Origin of the sequence: Paenibacillus pedocola, assembly GCF_031599675.1 — a bacterium.
GTDB classification, from domain to species: Bacteria; Bacillota; Bacilli; order Paenibacillales; family Paenibacillaceae; genus Paenibacillus_AQ; species Paenibacillus_AQ pedocola.
Genome location: NZ_CP134223.1, coordinates 3,131,719 through 3,146,928, shown reverse-complemented (window position 1 = coordinate 3,146,928; position 15,210 = coordinate 3,131,719). Strand labels below are relative to the sequence as shown.

The following is a 15,210-nucleotide window of genomic DNA, read 5'->3' as shown; positions in this document are numbered from 1 at the left end:
AATGTTTGCCGATAGTTTAACAATTATGATCATTTAGTATTTCCCAGTTAATCATTCCATTCGTTATTCCAGTTCTCGTCATCTTTAATTTCTCTAGAACTTTAATAGAAGGAAGGTTATCGATAAGACACTCTGCCACAATTTTTTTTACTTTTCTAGAAGATAATGCCCATTCAATAATTGCTCCAACTGACTCTGTAGCTATCCCCTTGTTATGCATTTCCGGAATGATTCCAAACCCAACTTCTACAGTTCCTTGACTATCAGGCGTTCCCTTAAATCCAATGTCGCCAATAACTTGGTTATTTTCAATTAAAGATACAAACCACACTCCCCAGCCCAACAATTCAGGATCTTCCTTAAGGTTATCTAAATAATTGACGATATGTTTTCCAATAGAATACGTTTCAGATACCTTCTTGTAATTTTCTTGATTAAAAGCAGTAATGATTAGACGTTCTGTTATGACTTGCAAAAATTCATTCCTCCTCGTGATCGATCTTTCGTATCGAGTTATTCCAATCATTTTCTGACACTCGTATGAAGTTTCCCCCTTGCCAACCGCCGAAAATTGTTAGATATTAAGATAATCTGCATGTACTGCAGCGCGGTAAACAAAGACAGGCTGAAAGGAGTCCGATTCATGAAGACAGAATCCGTACAGGCTGATTTCCCTGCAGCCCAGATCAGCGAAGACAGCTTTTGGCTAGGGGTTAAAGATTGCATACCGACACTATTAGGCTACTTAAGTATCGGATTTGCTGCCGGGGTTGTCGAAAAAACTGCAGGCCTCTCACTGGCTGAAATATCATTAATATCGATTATTTTGTATGCCGGTTCTGCCCAGTTTATAGCAGCGGGAATGATCGCCGCAGGGAGTACGGCCACCAGTATCATCATTACGATCCTACTCGTTAATCTCCGGCACCTGCTGCTTAGTGCAGCCATATCGCCCTACTTCCGACATCTGACACCTCTTAGGAATCTTCTGATTGGTACGTTGCTTACGGATGAGACGTTTGGTGTCGCCATCCAGAAGAGTGCCGCCAAAAAAGCAATCAGTGAGAAATGGATGCACGGCCTCAACATCACGGCCTACTTGAATTGGTTCCTTGCCAACATCGCAGGCGCAGTTCTCGGACAATGGATCTCAAGTCCGGAAGAATGGGGATTGGACTTCGCCCTGCCGGCCATGTTCATCGGCCTGCTGGTGCTTACCCTCATTAGCAGAAGCAAATACGCACTGGATATAGCTACAGGCCTTGTAGCCATGATCATTGCTGTTAGCGTGTCTATTTTGTGGTCACCCAGTATTGGCGTCATTGCCGCAGCAGTTATAGCCTCAACGATTGGAGCCGTGATGGAAAAATGGAAGTAAGACCGGATATATTCCTGATTATTCTCGGTGCCGCCCTGGTCACCTTCATTCCGCGTGTACTCCCGCTGATGCTGCTAAGCCGGATCACTATTCCTGAATGGGGAATGCGCTGGTTAAATTATATGCCCATCGCCGTCATGTCTGCTTTGGTTGCACAAGAGCTGTTCGTCGACGAAGGGCGGTTTGCCGCTCTGTCTACTAATGTGGAGCTGATCGCCGCGCTGCCTACCTTCTGGGTTGCGGTTAAAACGCGCAGCCTGCTTGGCACGGTAGTTACCGGCGTGCTGTCCCTGATGCTGCTGCGCTTGCTGTTCTGACAAATTCTCCGATGCTGACAATGGCCTGCTCCCCCTCAACCAGGAGGCCGGCCATGAATTGAAAGACACTCCACATCTGCTCCCATATTTCCAGCTTCACTTCAGACCCCGCAGCCCGGAGTTGTACGGCCAGACGTTCTGCATCGCTCAGCAGAACCTCCTGGTCTCCCGCCTGAATTAGGATGGGAGGCAGACCATGCAGATCAAGACGCAGCGGGGAGAGCAGTGCCGGTAACTCTCCCTCATACCCGCCTAAATAATCTTCTATAATCTTCTGGTTCCCTTCAAGGCTACCTGTAGGGTCCGTCATGGCCCTGCTGGTATAGGACTCACCGTCCAAATGAACAAGATCGCTGTGCGGAGAGAGCAGAATGGCTGCAGCAGGCAGCGTTTCACCTGCATCTCTAAGCGAAATCATAGTCATCAGCGCAAGTGTAGCGCCAACCGAATCCCCGCCAAGAATGATATTCTCCGGCAAAAAACCCTGCCCTCGCAGCCAGGAAAAGGCGTACAGGCAATCTTCGTTAGCTGCGGGATACCGGTGCTCCGGTGCCAGCCGGTATTCAACGGTCAATACTTTACTACCGCATGCTGCCGATAGCCGGGCTGCAAGATCGCGGTACATTTCGCAAGTGCCTGCAATAAACCCTCCTCCGTGGAAGTAGAGGAATGCACTCTCTGCAGCAACCGTTATACCTTCTATACTGACCCACTCGCCATATAGTTCCCCTATATTAACAGGTTCTGCCTTTATATCCGGTCGTCTTGGAAGCTGTCTTGCCGCCTCCGCCATTTCGCTGCGGATTAGCTCTGCTGTTTTTCCTATTGGGCTGCCGCTTTGACGCAGAAACGTTTTGATTGCTTCAAGCTGATGAATTGGGGTTGGCATGTCGGTATCTCCTCCTGCAAGGTTTGATACCTGCATCATAAACCCTGTAGTTAAGTACGGAGTCAAGCATGCCCCCAAGCTAAAAATTCATGGATTACGAATCCATCTGAAGAATTCCCAGAACCTCCCGGACACCCGGATGTTTGTCTTTAGCCTGAAGTTCACCTTTCAGCTGACCAAGCATTGCCTTGGTCTGTTCCCGCTTCGCAATCTCTACATCTATCGCAATCATTTTCCGTTCAATGACTGCCACAAAATCAGCTATTCCGATGCTTCCAGCCGCAGATTTAACCAGCGCCTTCTTGATTTCCTTCAGTGTAAATCCGCATCGTTTGGCATTCTGGACAAACAAAAGTCTCTGCAGGGTCTCTTCGTTATACAGACGGTAACCCGATTCTGAACGCTGCGGTTCGGGAAGCAGTCCGTGCTTCTCATAATATCTCAACGTCTCAATATTCACCTTTGCCGCCTTGGCCATTTCACCGCTTAAATATTGCCCCATGTCTCTGCTCCTCTCACCTGTCTGCAGAATTCATAGCTTCAGCTGCTTCTTGAGCTGCTCCAGGTCCTTACCTGAAGCTTCATCGTTACCATACCTGGCTTGATTATATAGTTGAAGCAGTTCGTCCGGGGAGACTTCGCTGCCCCCGCCACTTTTACGCATGTGCTTCCTTTTCTCAGCCCACTCCGTTACGTCTTCTCCGGTCTCCGACGGTGTCAGGAAGCCTTTAACCTCATAGCCCTCGGCTTGTTTCGCGCCTAGCCAATGACGGTATAGCCAGCGAATGCGCTCACGGCTGCCGTTCATTGACTCCCAGCGGTCCCTGCGGCCACCCGGCTTCAGCCGGTTCAGCCAGTATTCCCGGACGCCCTGGACCGTCTTCTCCCAGGCGAAGATATTCTCCTCTTCATCCTGAAAAGCAGCATGCTCCTGAGGGGTCTCTCTGCGCAGCATGGACAGGAGGGCATCGATCGCTCTGCGGAATATACCTCCCGTATTTCGGTACAGCCAGCGCAAGGCCAGATACAGCAGTACAAGCAGGACAGCTGCTCCAAGGCCATAGAAGATGATTTCGAAAATCATCGACAGGAGACCGGGCTCGTGAACATCAGACTGCGGAAGCTCCGGAGGCGCTGCCGGGGGTACTGTCTCGATAGGCGTGGCTTCCTCAGAACCGGACAGCAGACGGGACAACCAGCCGATGATCTGACGGGCTGTATCCCATATTAGCAATCCGAGTGCTTTACCTGCACCTGCAGCCAGAAGTCCAGCCGCTATAACAAACATCAGTACAAACAAGCGGTTATGCCGCCGCATGCCTGACGGCAAACTTGCAGTATCAGCTGCAAGTGAGCTGTAACGCAGAAAACTGATATTGGAATCAAGCAGTGCGAGGATAAGAGACAGGCTGCCGCTCCAGGTCAACAGCTTTAGATTAGGCAGAAGCTCAGGTACCCTGGCATAAATGATTGCCGAAGTAAAATATACCGTGATTCCGGCAACATAAGTCTTCTGCCTGTGATTGCGCGAAGCTGCATTCATTCCGAGATAGGCAAATAGGGCACTAACGGCAATCAGCGGAAGGACGCTTATATTCATTCCTCCGTATAATAAACCCGCTGCGGCTCCGATTGGCAGCGCCGCCAGCAGCTGCTTCCATCTGCGGCTACATACCTGCCGCAGCAGTACACCAGCTAATGACAGGACTGGCAGCGTAAAAGTCCATGGGATTAATACTCCCTGCTCCGGCAGTAAGTACACTTCAAGCAGCACCCAAAGAGGGAGAAACAGCAGCCATTCCAACACACAGCTTAACCATAATCTAACCGAAACCTTCATGTGGTCCCCAGATCCGCTGCTCATGCGCGTTCCCCCTCCTCTCCCGGAATATCCAGCCAGGCTACGCCGTTGCCCAGCAGTCCCAGTTCCTCAGCAGCCTGCTGCAGTTCCTTCCCCCGGTGACAGGTAATGATCAGATAATCATTGCCCTCAGGATATCTCTCCGCTTCAAGCTCCAGGAGCCGGGACATCGGTATTGTCCGGTCCAGCTGCAGACGGGCCAGCAGTCCGAGTACCTCTTCCAGGTTTCCGAGCGGCCCGGATGTCACATGATCACGTTCCCCTCCACCATCAAGCTTTCCGTTGCACAGGAGACCCGTCTCCAGACCATGGCCTACTGCGTAATCAGCTGCCGTAGCTGCATAACGGATACCCAGCTCGATCCGCGCAGCATCCGTTACGTTTCTCCACATTGAATCGCTGATCTCCACATTCAGACAGATGACCAGCCGCGAGTCGGCCGTATGATCCTTTTGGTGCACCTGCATCCTGCCGGTCCGTGCCGTAGCTTTCCAGTTCATGGCGTTAAGTGAATCCCCCGGGCTGTATTCACGCGTACCCGCGGTCAGAAAAGGATCTTCGACAATCCAGCGTTTCACCGGCAGCTCGCCCAGCCAGCTGTGAACCGGCAGCGGAAGCTCATGAATGTCTACCAGACCGGGGTACACCAGCAATTCCAGCTGCAGCGGGAATGTCTTGGTCCTCCGGCTAAGTCCAAAATGATCACCGGTCGTCATTGTAACGGATTCGAGCCGGAACATGCCCCTCTTTTCACAGCGGACCAGATGACGGCGTTTGATGTGGCGGTAGGACCGCAGATAAAACAAACTGATATGATTCTGATAGATTTCACCGCTGCTGACACCAAGATTCTCCTGCCTGCCGAATTCCAGGCCCCGGGCGATGCTGGATTCAAGACGCAGCCAGGGCAGCGGCAGCAGCTTGCGGTTGGTGATCTCTTCGACCATCTCCACCTGCTCCCCTTCATAGGCTGCAGCCGCAGAGAAATAACGGGTGTAGCTCACACTTTTAAGCGCACTTCGCTGATAAATAACTGAGATGAACAGCAGCAGCAGAAGAGTACTGAGAATAAACCAGGGAAGCGACATGGCTTACTCCACCCTTCCGCCTCTTGCCGCCGGAGACGGCTCGGCCGGAACCTCCACTTCGCGCAGAATCTGCAGCAATGCGTCGGCAGCCAGGCCTTCCTTGGAGCCCGGGCCGCGCTGCAATAGCAGGCGATGGGCAAGGACCGGTACAGCAACGGCCTTGATATCATCCGGGATGACATAATCCCTGCCTTGAATTAACGCATATCCTTGAGAAGCACGCAGCAGCGCAAAGCCTGCCCGCGGACTGGCTCCAAGCTTGACAACAGCCGCCTTCCGGGTAGCTTCGACAATCCGGATCATATAGCCCAATAGGTCATCACTGACATTCACGGCCGCCGTCAGCCGCTGCGCAGCTTGAATCTGCTGGGCGGTAGCAACCGCAGCCGTATCTTCCAGCGGGTTACTCTGGCGGAACCGCTTCAGGATATGTACTCCTTCTTCAAAGGAAGGATAACCTGTCGTTATCCGCATTAAGAAACGGTCCAGCTGCGCTTCCGGCAGCGGGAACGTTCCTTGACTGTCCACCGGGTTCTGTGTAGCAATAACAAGAAACGGTGCTTCCAGCTCATGGGTTACACCGTCTATCGTAATTTGCCGTTCCTCCATACATTCCAGCAGGCTCGACTGGGTCCGCGGCGTCGCCCGGTTGATCTCATCCGCCAGCAGAATGCTGGCAAATACAGGACCCGGCCGGAACTCGAACTCTCCGCTCTTCTGATTATAGTAATTGATCCCGCTTAAATCTGAGGGCAGTAAGTCCGGAGTAAACTGTATACGCTTGAACGCACAGTCAAGTGAGCGGGCCAGTGTTTTGGCCAGCAGTGTTTTCCCGGTACCGGGCACATCCTCCAGCAGCACATGGCCGTTTGCGAGCAGTGCTGTCAGCAGCAGATCCACCCCTGTCTCTTTTCCGACAATAACTTTTGAGAGATTCATCCGGATCGAGCTGATTAGCACGCTGGCCTCTTGTAGATTCATAAAGAATAACACCATCCTATCGCTTATAAGGTAAGTTCCAAAGCTTAATCATACCAGAAAGCGCATCCATTTTATAATAAATAAGTCGCAGCCTCAGCCTGCGGGCTTACTTATTTTGGATCGGATGAAGGCTGCAATATAGTAATACACCGGGATACACTCGACACATAACCAGAGAAGGATTGTTATATAGGAGGTGAAATCTCTGTAATACCGGGTTATACTGCGTGAATACAGATAGGCAATGAATACGGAACAGAATACCAGAAACGGGATGATATATTTCTTTACTTTTTGCTTCGTGAGGTACAAGGAGCATTTATACGCGACATAAATTAAAAATGAGCTGTGCATGAACATAGAGGCAGACCAGATGCCGATCAGGAGCGGATCCAGATTGCCTAATATATCATCATGTGAAGAGCTGCGGACCATCTCCAGATAAGGATATTGCAGATCTTTTCCTAAATGCGGGCCGAAGTTGAGCAGCGTCATCACCCACCCGACCAGCACGAAAAAGGTAAGCACTACTTCCGAGATCAGGAGTTTTTTAAGCAGCTTGTTGTTAATCTTCAATTCCGGAGCCATAAACAAAAACACAACCCACTCCGCAAACCAGGAAGTCGCTGTGACCGTTTCGTGGAAGATAAGACACGGTTCATGATAGTGGATGAAAGCCGGAAGCATCTCAAACTCCGCGTTTGGCAAAAACAAATAAAATGTAAAAAAAGTAGTCGCAATAAGCAGCAGAAAAATCCCGTCCGACATATACACCAGCGTGGAGAGTCCCCGCGAAGCCGTAAAAATGATAACCCCACCTAGTACCAGCTGAATAAATAGCTGCGGAGTTCCCCTCATATAATTGGATCCGAAGAACAGAACAAAATTCTCAATATCTAAGGAGGCATAGTACACACACCAGCAGAGCAGTATAAATACAATTGCACCATGCATCCATTTGCCCATAACCTCCTTGCCGAAGTCAACCCAGGCCCGGTTTGCGCTTAGCTTCCCAACCTGAATGGTTACGAATAACAAGATCATAGACACAACGCTTCCCAGCACAATCGAGATCCAACCTTGATAACCGGAGCTGCTAACGATAACAGGGATGATAAAAATCGATGTCTGGGAGTTGAAGTAAACCAGGCTGAAGCGGAACATTTGCCAGTTCGTTGTGCGCATAGTGTCTCCTTTCATAATTTCGCTATTTACTCGCCCCAAAATCATCGATACTGAAATCCGCAGTTACCCTAATCTCTGCTTCCTTGGCATAATAGTCGTCCCATTTATCCTTTAGCTTTCGCCACTCTTTAGGATGATTCCATTCGAGCAGCATCCCAAGCTGCAGGACATCCGCTCCCGCCTCCTGAGTTTTATGTATGGCCCTGCTTACATCTGCTGTGACCCTTTCCTCCAGTTTTCCTTTAATAGTTCCACTGTAATCAATAGCATTCTCGGCGCCATTATCCCTAAATAATGTGATGCTCGCTTTACCCTTCAATTTGATGTAAAAGACAGGGCCTTCCCCTGTCATCTTTACGGAATGAGACACTGAATTGTTATAGAAAAGCGCACTGGCCCTCCCTTTACCGTGTTCCTCCCACTTTACCGTATACATAGGTAGCGCTATATGACCGGCCAAATCTCCGGCTGCCCACGAAAGCGCCCTGCTGTCCGCACCGCTCAGTGTATCCTTCATTTTCATTTTATTGAACAACATGACGCCCTGCACTCCTGCCCATTGTACCGGTTTCCCCTGCGCCATCTCGTCCGGGTTCTCTCCAAAGGACAGATAATTCATCGCATAACCCATGTTGTTAGCTTCGGCCTGCAGACAATTCCTGATTGTTGTGGCATAGGTCAGATTAAGCTCTGAAAAATTCCTCAATACCTGGTCAGGCAATTGTTCAAAGATCGCAGATAATCCGGCAATTTCCTTCGCTTTGCCGGGAGCGGCCATAACATAGGTTCCTATTGGGAGTTCAGGCTGCCGTTTGGTCCATTCCAACAATTCATAAACACCCCGTGCGGCATATTCCTTTCCGATAACTATGACTTTAATATGTGAAATGACCAGGCGTCTGGATAAATCTTTCTGAATCAGGATGATGGCATCTGTAATGGTTGAAGCGGTTTTTGTTACCAGCGAGTAGTTTTTCCCCTGCGAGCTTCCGGCTTGTGAGCTGGACATCAGACGATTGGGCAGCGGGGCATTGATGGAAACCTCCACAGTTCCGGGTTCCTTCCCGACATCAATATACATGCCGAAAATAAACGTTAATTGATCCAATTCGATCTTGGACCAGCAGCCGGACAGATTGAGGAGCAGCAGGAGAACGACCCCAAGCTTGAGCGGTTTCATTGCTTTTTCTGCCTCCTGTCATTCTTTTGATCGGTAAACGAGGTGCTCCGCTTAGTCATGAACGGGTTCGGGACACGCAGTAAAGTGTCTTTCCAATCCTCTAATATAAGCGGCGCAACAGGCTGCAGATATGGAGTACCAAAGGATCGAAGATGCGCCAGATGCCCATAGATAACGAAAACAGCGACAATCACTCCAAGCAGCCCCATTGTGCCTCCAAGCACAAGCAGGACAAAGCGCAGCAGCCGGAAGGTCAAACCCAGCTCCAAATGCGGAATGATATACGAGGCGATCCCGGTGATGGAGACGACAATGACCATAGGTGCAGAAACTATACCCGCCTGAACTGCTGCCTGTCCAATGACAATCCCGCCAATGATGGAGACCGTCTGCCCTACAGGTTTGGGAATACGGGTACCGGCTTCTCTAAGCGCTTCAAAGGTAAGCTCCATAATGAGCGCCTCCGTCAAGGCGGTAAAAGGGATATTCTCCCTGGCAGAGGCGATCGTAAGCAGCAGGTCCGAAGGAATAATCTGCGGATGAAAAGTAGTTATTGCCACATAAAATGCCGGAAGCAGCATCGAAATCAGCGAAAAAAAGAACCGGACCATGCGGATCCAGCTGCCGGCATAAAAGTTCTGATAATAGTCCTCCGAAGACTGCAGCAGCGAGAAAAAGGTTACCGGCGTAAGCAAAGCGGACGGAGTTCCGTCCTGAAGTATCCCCACGCGGCCTTCCATGAGGGAAGCGGCAACGGAGTCGGGACGTTCCGTATATTGGAATACGGGAAACGGTGAGAAATGACCCTGCTTCATGTGTTCTGTAAGATAACTGATCCCTAGCGCACCGTCTATACTGAGGCCTTGCAATACGCCTTCTATTTCAGCCAGAATCTCCGGCTTGTAAAGTCCTTCAATGTATACCAGATATACATCCGTCTTCGTATATTTTCCGATGGAGAAGTGCTTTGTCTTCAAATCCGCATGTTTGATTTTATGGCGCAATAGCGAGAGATTCGTGGCAACATCTTCGATGAAAGCTTCCTGCGGCCCGATAACAACCAGTTCATTCTGCGATTCCGATACCGCTCTTTTCTGATAATGGGTAATCTCAAAATAATATAGATAAGGTAATCCTTCGATATAAAGCACCGCATTGCCGCTGACTGCAAGCTCAACTGCTCTATCTGTGTCATACACTTTAATATAGGGAATAGCAAAGGCAGAGCCATGATCCAGACGCTCCAGAAAACGCGGCCAATCCGGCTCCGAATTCGCCTCCGATTTCAGTGGTGTGGAGACGAATTCCTGCAGACTGAGCGTGTCCACGATGGAAGGAATATAAATCAGCATGCAGGAATGACCATAAACATCGATAGATTGGTATACCGCATCGCTGCAGCCCGCAAGCTGCTCCTGTATACCGTCAAGTATGCTCTTAGTCATCCGTCTTACCTCCTTCAGGAATGCTGGAGAATCTGACTTAGTTTGCCAAGATATACTGGAAATATACACCGAACCGCAGCTTACAGACAGCAAAGAGGACCAGCTCTCCAGCCGGTCCCCTCCATCTATAATGTTTATTGATTCGAAGCTCCAATGTTAGTCCCGCTCGGTGTGCCCGATCCGATAAGGTCGCTGCCGGCAGCCAGCTTCAGGAAGTTGCCGAGGGAGAACGAACCGTCCGCATTCCGCACAACCGAAGGTGTCAGGCTGACAAAGTCGGCGCTGCTGGCCACAAGTCCCTTGGCGTTCGTGCTGGCTCCGCTTTTCCACCATACATTGGTGCCGGAAACATCGGTTCCGCTTGTTTTGTCGCTGGAGGCTCCAGAATAGCTCAGATTATTCGTGAATACATGTGTTCCTGTATCAAAGGCGAAATTGCTGGCACCGTTGCTCCAGGAGGTATTGTTAGTCATCTGGATCGAACCGGGATTGCTATTGTAGGTGAAGCCGTGCTTCTTATTCTGGAAGGCAACACTATTCTGAACAATATGGTTGACTGGAATACTTTCACCGCCGAGCTTGAAGCCGTTACCATCACTGTTAGCGGTGCTGGTGCCATCTGATGTTTGACCATTCTTATAGGCAATGCTGTTCTTTATTGTTACAACCCCAATAGGTCCGGTATCCGATTTCGTATATAAATCCCAGCCGTCATCTGTATTCCAGGCGGAGATGCATTTGTCGAACACATTACCCGGTCCGATGGTCAGCTTGGCTGCAAAACCGTCAGCATCCTCCCCGTTGTCCGGGTCAAAGTTGTCATGTGAGTATACTCCAATTATCTGGTTGTAGCTCGGCCATTCACTCATACTGGCTGCCGAAGAGGCGTAACGGCTGATTTGCAGCCCCGAATCCCGGTTATGATGGGTTTCGACATTTTGGATAATATTATAGTTGCCGCCGATGAAAATCCCGTTATCCCCGGCGCCCTTCACTTCAAGCCCGTTAATATTCCAGTAGTGGCCAAAGATTTGGAGTCCACGTTCTGATGAGGCAAAGGTTTCGGAGTAGAAATCCAGCACCGGTTTTTCACTTCCGTATGCTACTATATTTTTGCGTAGTCCAGAGCTGCCGCTATTGTCGCGTTCAATTGTGACTGGACCGCTGAAGGTATATGTCCCGCCGCGCATATAGATCGTACCTCCAGGGGCAATTTTGGTGATAGCCGAGGCAAGAGTGGTTGGGCTTCCCAGCGCTCCGCTATTAGAAGCCGAGCCATTCGGCGAGACGTAAAGCGCTCCGGTAACAGGAGCCGTTGTAGCAGTAGGTGTTGCAGTAGGCGATGCAGTAGCAGTTGCCGTTGGTGCCGAAGTCGGACTTGCCGTTGGCGTTGCGGTTGCTGCTGGTGTTGGTGCAGCCGTTGCTGTAGCAGTTGCCGTCGGTGCCGGAGTAGCTGTGCCGGCGCTGGAAACCACAACATTATCAAACTTTGCGGCAGTCTTGTAAGCAACAAAACCAATCCCGCCGGAGGTCAAAATGTTATCGTGTGCATTTAACTGCAGCACATTATTCACGTACATGTTGATCGTACTACCGCTTAATTCAAGCTTTATCGTATATACGGTTCCTGCGGTGATCGGAAAGTCTGTCTTCGTGGCGAGTGTGCTGCTGGATCCAGCTGCTTTTTTGCGGATTTCCAGTGTTCCTCCGTTGCTGTTAGAGATGGAAGCGGCATAATAGTTATTGCCGTCGGTATAACGGCCGCAGAGATAAGTCCGGTTGCTTCCGTTGAAATTATCCACTTTAACATCAGCCTGGACGCTATAATCACTCCACGTACTGCTGCCTGCGGAGGTACGGCCTTCGCTGCTGCTTGACTGATAGAACACTTTGGAGCTGCCATCCTGTACCACTGACCACGTACCGGTTGTACTGTTCCAGCTGCCGGCACTGCCTGACTCAAAATCATCACTAAACAGACTGGCCGCCTGTACAGTAGGAATCCCAAATTGCAGACCGCCAAGAGCAAGCACAGCCGAAAGCGCAATCATTGCGGTGTAAGCAAAACGCTTTTTAATTTTCACGTTAACATTAACCTCCAGTATAATGTATTATTACGGAGCAAGTTACTGTATCACCGATTTCATCTGCCGCTTCACTGCCATGAATCTGAAAACCGCATTTCCCGCATCGCATCCCTCCGCTGTTCATAGGATAAGGCTGTCAAAAAATCTCAGAACTGCTCTTTTGCAGCAGTCAGCCTAATTTCAACTATAATTATTTATTTCAAAATGTACAGCATTATTTATTCCTTTTTATTACACTTATGTGAATTGTTTTGCCATTACTCTAATCAACAGCATTAAGAACACATCCGCTCTGCTGAACAATGTAAGGCCAACAAAAACCATTCGGCTTTTGTTGGCCTGCTTGTACACACTCAATTCTGGATAAAAGGCTTTAAGGATTGCAGCAGCTTCTGGAGCTTGCCCGAGCAATCCTCGTACAACTGCTTGGCGTCCTGGTTTTTGGTGGAAAGACTGAACAACTCAAGATCAGCTTCACATTTTTTTAATAGCGCATAGAGCTGCGGTTTATCCTGCGGCGGCTGAAGCTGCACACTATCGGCGTATAAATCTACCGTCAGCTCCCCATATGAATCAACCTGACCGAGAAAGACATTCTCTACGGTAAGCCCCTGCTTTTCAAGCTCACCATTCAGCCATCCTCGGGATAGATTCAGGGTATCGAGCGGCTCGTCCAGGATTTTCCCGTCCATGATAACCGCCTGCGTCTCCTGCTCCGGTGCTACCTTGATCCCCAGATGCTTCGGAGTCAGCGGTTGATTCTCACGCGTAAGCAGCACATTAATCGCTCCATCCGACTCCATTATGGCAAATTCGACATCAGCCACTTTGAAGACATCCTTCTTCCGGAGCTCCTCTAGCAGCTCATCCGTCGACAACTTTTCCTTTTTCATATTCTCTTCAAGAATTTTGCCGTCCTTGATTAGCACCGTCGATTTGAAATCGATGAAGTCCCTGGCTTTCTTACTCTTGATCTGCAGCCACTCAATACTAAATGAGCATGCGACCCAGACAGCCAGCGCGATCACGCCCAAATGCCAGGTTTTATCGGTATCCAATGAAACGTAAGCTGCGATGCTTCCCAGAGTGATACCTGTTATATACTCGAAAAAGGATAACTGCGAAACCTGTCTTTTACCAAGCAGTTTTGTCAATAAGAATAACATAACTACAGCAAATAATGTTCTTATGATCACTTCAAGCCATTCCGGCATGTTGAACCCTCCATTTGATTTTTAATGCATGCGGACATTACGTACCAACATTATTTGTCAAAAAAGGCTGGCTTAGACTAGCAATAATTTCTTGCAGCACGCTGCTGAAGAAACCTAAACCATTAATGGTAACTGTTACCTGAATGACTGTAAGCATGTAGTCAGATACTAGATAACGATCATTTACTCAACGATTAGGAGGATATAAGAGATGACTGTTGCCTCACAAGTGAAGACATGCCTGTCTTCTTTAAAAAGCGCACAAGCAAGTCTGGAGCAGTTCGCCATGGAAACCCAAAATGAAGAAGCCAAAACCCTGTTTACTAACGCTGCTGAACAGACACAGCAGATTGTTCAACAGGTCGAAGGCCGCGTTACACAGCTTGAACAAGAGGAACCGCAATATAAAGGTTTCTAGTATTATGTATACGTAAAGAATCAGCCCCAACCCGCAGAATGTGGCGGATTGGGGCTGATTTTTTTGGTTCATAAGATTCACGGAGCTAAGTCTCCTGCTTCAACGGTTGTACGGAACGGTTCATCATTTCGGCAATATCCAGCTTGCGGCCGGTCCGGGCACTTTCCAGAGCTCCAAACACCATAGCCATACTGTAGATATTATCCCGGCAATCCGTTTCGGCGGGGCGCTGTTCACTTAGAGACAGGAACATTTCCCGGAGGCAGCCATGATGGAACGTCTCCTCCATATCAGCCGCTGCTCCTTCCACCCGTACATAATCGTTCATGAACTTGCCTGCGTGCTCATTTGTGTCCAATACTTCGGCATATGGCATGCCTAGACCATCCCAGATGATGGCGCCCTTCTCACCCTGAACCCGCCAGGAAGATTCCCACGAGGTAGGCGCACCTTCGGCACACCATGAGCCCTGATAACTGAATACCGAACCGTCTGACATTTCAAAAATGCAGACAGCTGCCGCATTACCGGCATACCACGACCCCGGTGGATTAAATTCCTGGCAGTACACAGTAACCGGGTCTGCTCCGCTGATGAACCGGGCCTGGTCGAAGGTATGAATCGCCATATCCAGGAGCAGCGGACTGTCCATCACATCGCGAAATCCTCCGAAATGCGGTGCCAGGAAAAAGCTCGCCCCGACATAGCCTACCCGGCCGATCGTCCCGGTTTTAATCTGTTCCCGCAGGGCGCGGATACGAGGATCATACCGGCGGTTCTGCATTACGGTATGGGAGCGCCCGGTACGTTCAGCAATTGCAACGATCTCAGTACACTGCTCCAGCGTTTCAGCCAGCGGCTTTTCACTGAACACATTGCAGCCCAGCTCAAGTGACGTACGGGCAATGTTGAAATGGCTTGATGGAACTGTCACATCAAATACCAGATTCGCACCGGTCTGTTCTATAGCTTGTTTGATATCGGTAAAAACCGGAACAGTAAGCCCATGCTTAACTGCCATATTTTCAGCCGATTCCACGCGGATATCCACCAGTGCAACAATCTCGGCATCCTGCCGCTTCAAGACATAGCCAAGCCACTCATTCGCCATCCCTCCGCAGCCGGCTAGAGCTATGCGGTATTCTGCTGTCATACTTTATTCTCCCC

The 15,210-nt window shown here is 49.7% G+C and carries 14 protein-coding genes and 1 pseudogene; 3 read left to right on the top strand and 12 right to left on the bottom strand.

The window, feature by feature from the left end; translation table 11 throughout:
* Positions 1–16 precede the first annotated feature (16 nt).
* Complete coding sequence (locus QU597_RS13650) at positions 17–475, bottom strand: GNAT family N-acetyltransferase (protein ID WP_310833111.1); 459 nt, start codon at positions 473–475, stop codon at positions 17–19.
* Positions 476–643: 168 nt separating this feature from the next.
* Here QU597_RS13650 and QU597_RS13645 point away from each other — a divergent pair, with 168 nt between their 5' ends.
* Both QU597_RS13645 and QU597_RS13640 read left to right on the top strand, forming a co-directional pair.
* On the top strand, positions 644–1,378 hold the full coding sequence (locus QU597_RS13645; protein WP_310833110.1) for an AzlC family ABC transporter permease: 735 nt from the start codon (positions 644–646) through the stop codon (positions 1,376–1,378).
* A complete protein-coding gene (locus QU597_RS13640; RefSeq protein WP_310833109.1) occupies positions 1,369–1,695 on the top strand; it encodes an AzlD domain-containing protein in 327 nt (108 codons plus the stop codon). The genes QU597_RS13645 and QU597_RS13640 overlap by 10 nt, the downstream gene beginning before the upstream one ends.
* Here the strand turns inward: QU597_RS13640 and QU597_RS13635 are convergent.
* The 10 genes and pseudogenes from QU597_RS13635 to QU597_RS13590 all read right to left on the bottom strand — a co-directional run bounded on the left by QU597_RS13635 (position 1,652) and on the right by QU597_RS13590 (position 13,625).
* Positions 1,652–2,584, bottom strand: coding sequence for an alpha/beta hydrolase (locus tag QU597_RS13635; RefSeq protein ID WP_310833108.1), 933 nt, complete (start codon positions 2,582–2,584; stop codon positions 1,652–1,654). The genes QU597_RS13640 and QU597_RS13635 overlap by 44 nt on opposite strands.
* Before the next feature lie 94 nt (positions 2,585–2,678).
* Positions 2,679–3,086, bottom strand: coding sequence for a MerR family transcriptional regulator (locus QU597_RS13630; protein ID WP_310833107.1), 408 nt, complete (start codon positions 3,084–3,086; stop codon positions 2,679–2,681).
* A gap of 30 nt (positions 3,087–3,116) precedes the next feature.
* A complete protein-coding gene (locus tag QU597_RS13625; RefSeq protein WP_310833106.1) occupies positions 3,117–4,448 on the bottom strand; it encodes a hypothetical protein in 1,332 nt (443 codons plus the stop codon).
* Positions 4,445–5,533 carry a DUF58 domain-containing protein gene (locus QU597_RS13620; protein WP_310833105.1) on the bottom strand — a complete coding sequence of 363 codons (1,089 nt, stop codon included), beginning with the start codon at positions 5,531–5,533 and terminating at the stop codon, positions 4,445–4,447. Before QU597_RS13620 ends, QU597_RS13625 begins: the two co-directional genes overlap by 4 nt.
* 3 nt (positions 5,534–5,536) lie before the next feature.
* Complete coding sequence (locus tag QU597_RS13615) at positions 5,537–6,514, bottom strand: AAA family ATPase (protein WP_310833104.1); 978 nt, start codon at positions 6,512–6,514, stop codon at positions 5,537–5,539.
* Between the two features lie 93 nt (positions 6,515–6,607).
* The gene (locus tag QU597_RS13610; RefSeq protein WP_310833103.1) at positions 6,608–7,699 is read right to left on the bottom strand and encodes a GerAB/ArcD/ProY family transporter; all 1,092 of its coding nucleotides are present in this window, start codon (positions 7,697–7,699) and stop codon (positions 6,608–6,610) included.
* Between the two features lie 22 nt (positions 7,700–7,721).
* Positions 7,722–8,879, bottom strand: a complete 1,158-nt coding sequence (locus tag QU597_RS13605) for a Ger(x)C family spore germination protein (RefSeq protein ID WP_310833101.1) — start codon at positions 8,877–8,879, stop codon at positions 7,722–7,724.
* The gene (locus QU597_RS13600; RefSeq protein ID WP_310833100.1) at positions 8,876–10,324 is read right to left on the bottom strand and encodes a spore germination protein; all 1,449 of its coding nucleotides are present in this window, start codon (positions 10,322–10,324) and stop codon (positions 8,876–8,878) included. Before QU597_RS13600 ends, QU597_RS13605 begins: the two co-directional genes overlap by 4 nt.
* Positions 10,325–10,458: 134 nt before the next feature.
* Positions 10,459–11,625, bottom strand: a pseudogene (locus QU597_RS13595) (right-handed parallel beta-helix repeat-containing protein); the annotation flags it as partial.
* Between the two features lie 1,139 nt (positions 11,626–12,764).
* Positions 12,765–13,625, bottom strand: a complete 861-nt coding sequence (locus QU597_RS13590) for a DUF421 domain-containing protein (RefSeq protein ID WP_310833099.1) — start codon at positions 13,623–13,625, stop codon at positions 12,765–12,767.
* Between the two features lie 211 nt (positions 13,626–13,836).
* On the opposite strand from QU597_RS13590, the gene QU597_RS13585 reads away from it, so the two are divergent.
* Positions 13,837–14,043, top strand: coding sequence for a DUF1657 domain-containing protein (locus QU597_RS13585; RefSeq protein ID WP_054940448.1), 207 nt, complete (start codon positions 13,837–13,839; stop codon positions 14,041–14,043).
* Between the two features lie 85 nt (positions 14,044–14,128).
* Here the strand turns inward: QU597_RS13585 and QU597_RS13580 are convergent, their stop codons facing one another.
* Positions 14,129–15,196, bottom strand: coding sequence for a Gfo/Idh/MocA family protein (locus QU597_RS13580; protein ID WP_310833098.1), 1,068 nt, complete (start codon positions 15,194–15,196; stop codon positions 14,129–14,131).
* Positions 15,197–15,210 lie beyond the last annotated feature (14 nt).

Coding starts and splice junctions, on each gene's coding strand:
- QU597_RS13645 (WP_310833110.1), top strand. CDS start 644: ATGAAGACAGAATCCGTACAGGCTGATTTCCCTGCAGCCCAGATCAGC.
- QU597_RS13640 (WP_310833109.1), top strand. CDS start 1,369: ATGGAAGTAAGACCGGATATATTCCTGATTATTCTCGGTGCCGCCCTG.
- QU597_RS13635 (WP_310833108.1), bottom strand. CDS start 2,584: ATGCCAACCCCAATTCATCAGCTTGAAGCAATCAAAACGTTTCTGCGT.
- QU597_RS13630 (WP_310833107.1), bottom strand. CDS start 3,086: ATGGGGCAATATTTAAGCGGTGAAATGGCCAAGGCGGCAAAGGTGAAT.
- QU597_RS13625 (WP_310833106.1), bottom strand. CDS start 4,448: ATGAGCAGCGGATCTGGGGACCACATGAAGGTTTCGGTTAGATTATGG.
- QU597_RS13620 (WP_310833105.1), bottom strand. CDS start 5,533: ATGTCGCTTCCCTGGTTTATTCTCAGTACTCTTCTGCTGCTGCTGTTC.
- QU597_RS13615 (WP_310833104.1), bottom strand. CDS start 6,514: ATGAATCTACAAGAGGCCAGCGTGCTAATCAGCTCGATCCGGATGAAT.
- QU597_RS13610 (WP_310833103.1), bottom strand. CDS start 7,699: ATGCGCACAACGAACTGGCAAATGTTCCGCTTCAGCCTGGTTTACTTC.
- QU597_RS13605 (WP_310833101.1), bottom strand. CDS start 8,879: ATGAAACCGCTCAAGCTTGGGGTCGTTCTCCTGCTGCTCCTCAATCTG.
- QU597_RS13600 (WP_310833100.1), bottom strand. CDS start 10,324: ATGACTAAGAGCATACTTGACGGTATACAGGAGCAGCTTGCGGGCTGC.
- QU597_RS13590 (WP_310833099.1), bottom strand. CDS start 13,625: ATGCCGGAATGGCTTGAAGTGATCATAAGAACATTATTTGCTGTAGTT.
- QU597_RS13585 (WP_054940448.1), top strand. CDS start 13,837: ATGACTGTTGCCTCACAAGTGAAGACATGCCTGTCTTCTTTAAAAAGC.
- QU597_RS13580 (WP_310833098.1), bottom strand. CDS start 15,196: ATGACAGCAGAATACCGCATAGCTCTAGCCGGCTGCGGAGGGATGGCG.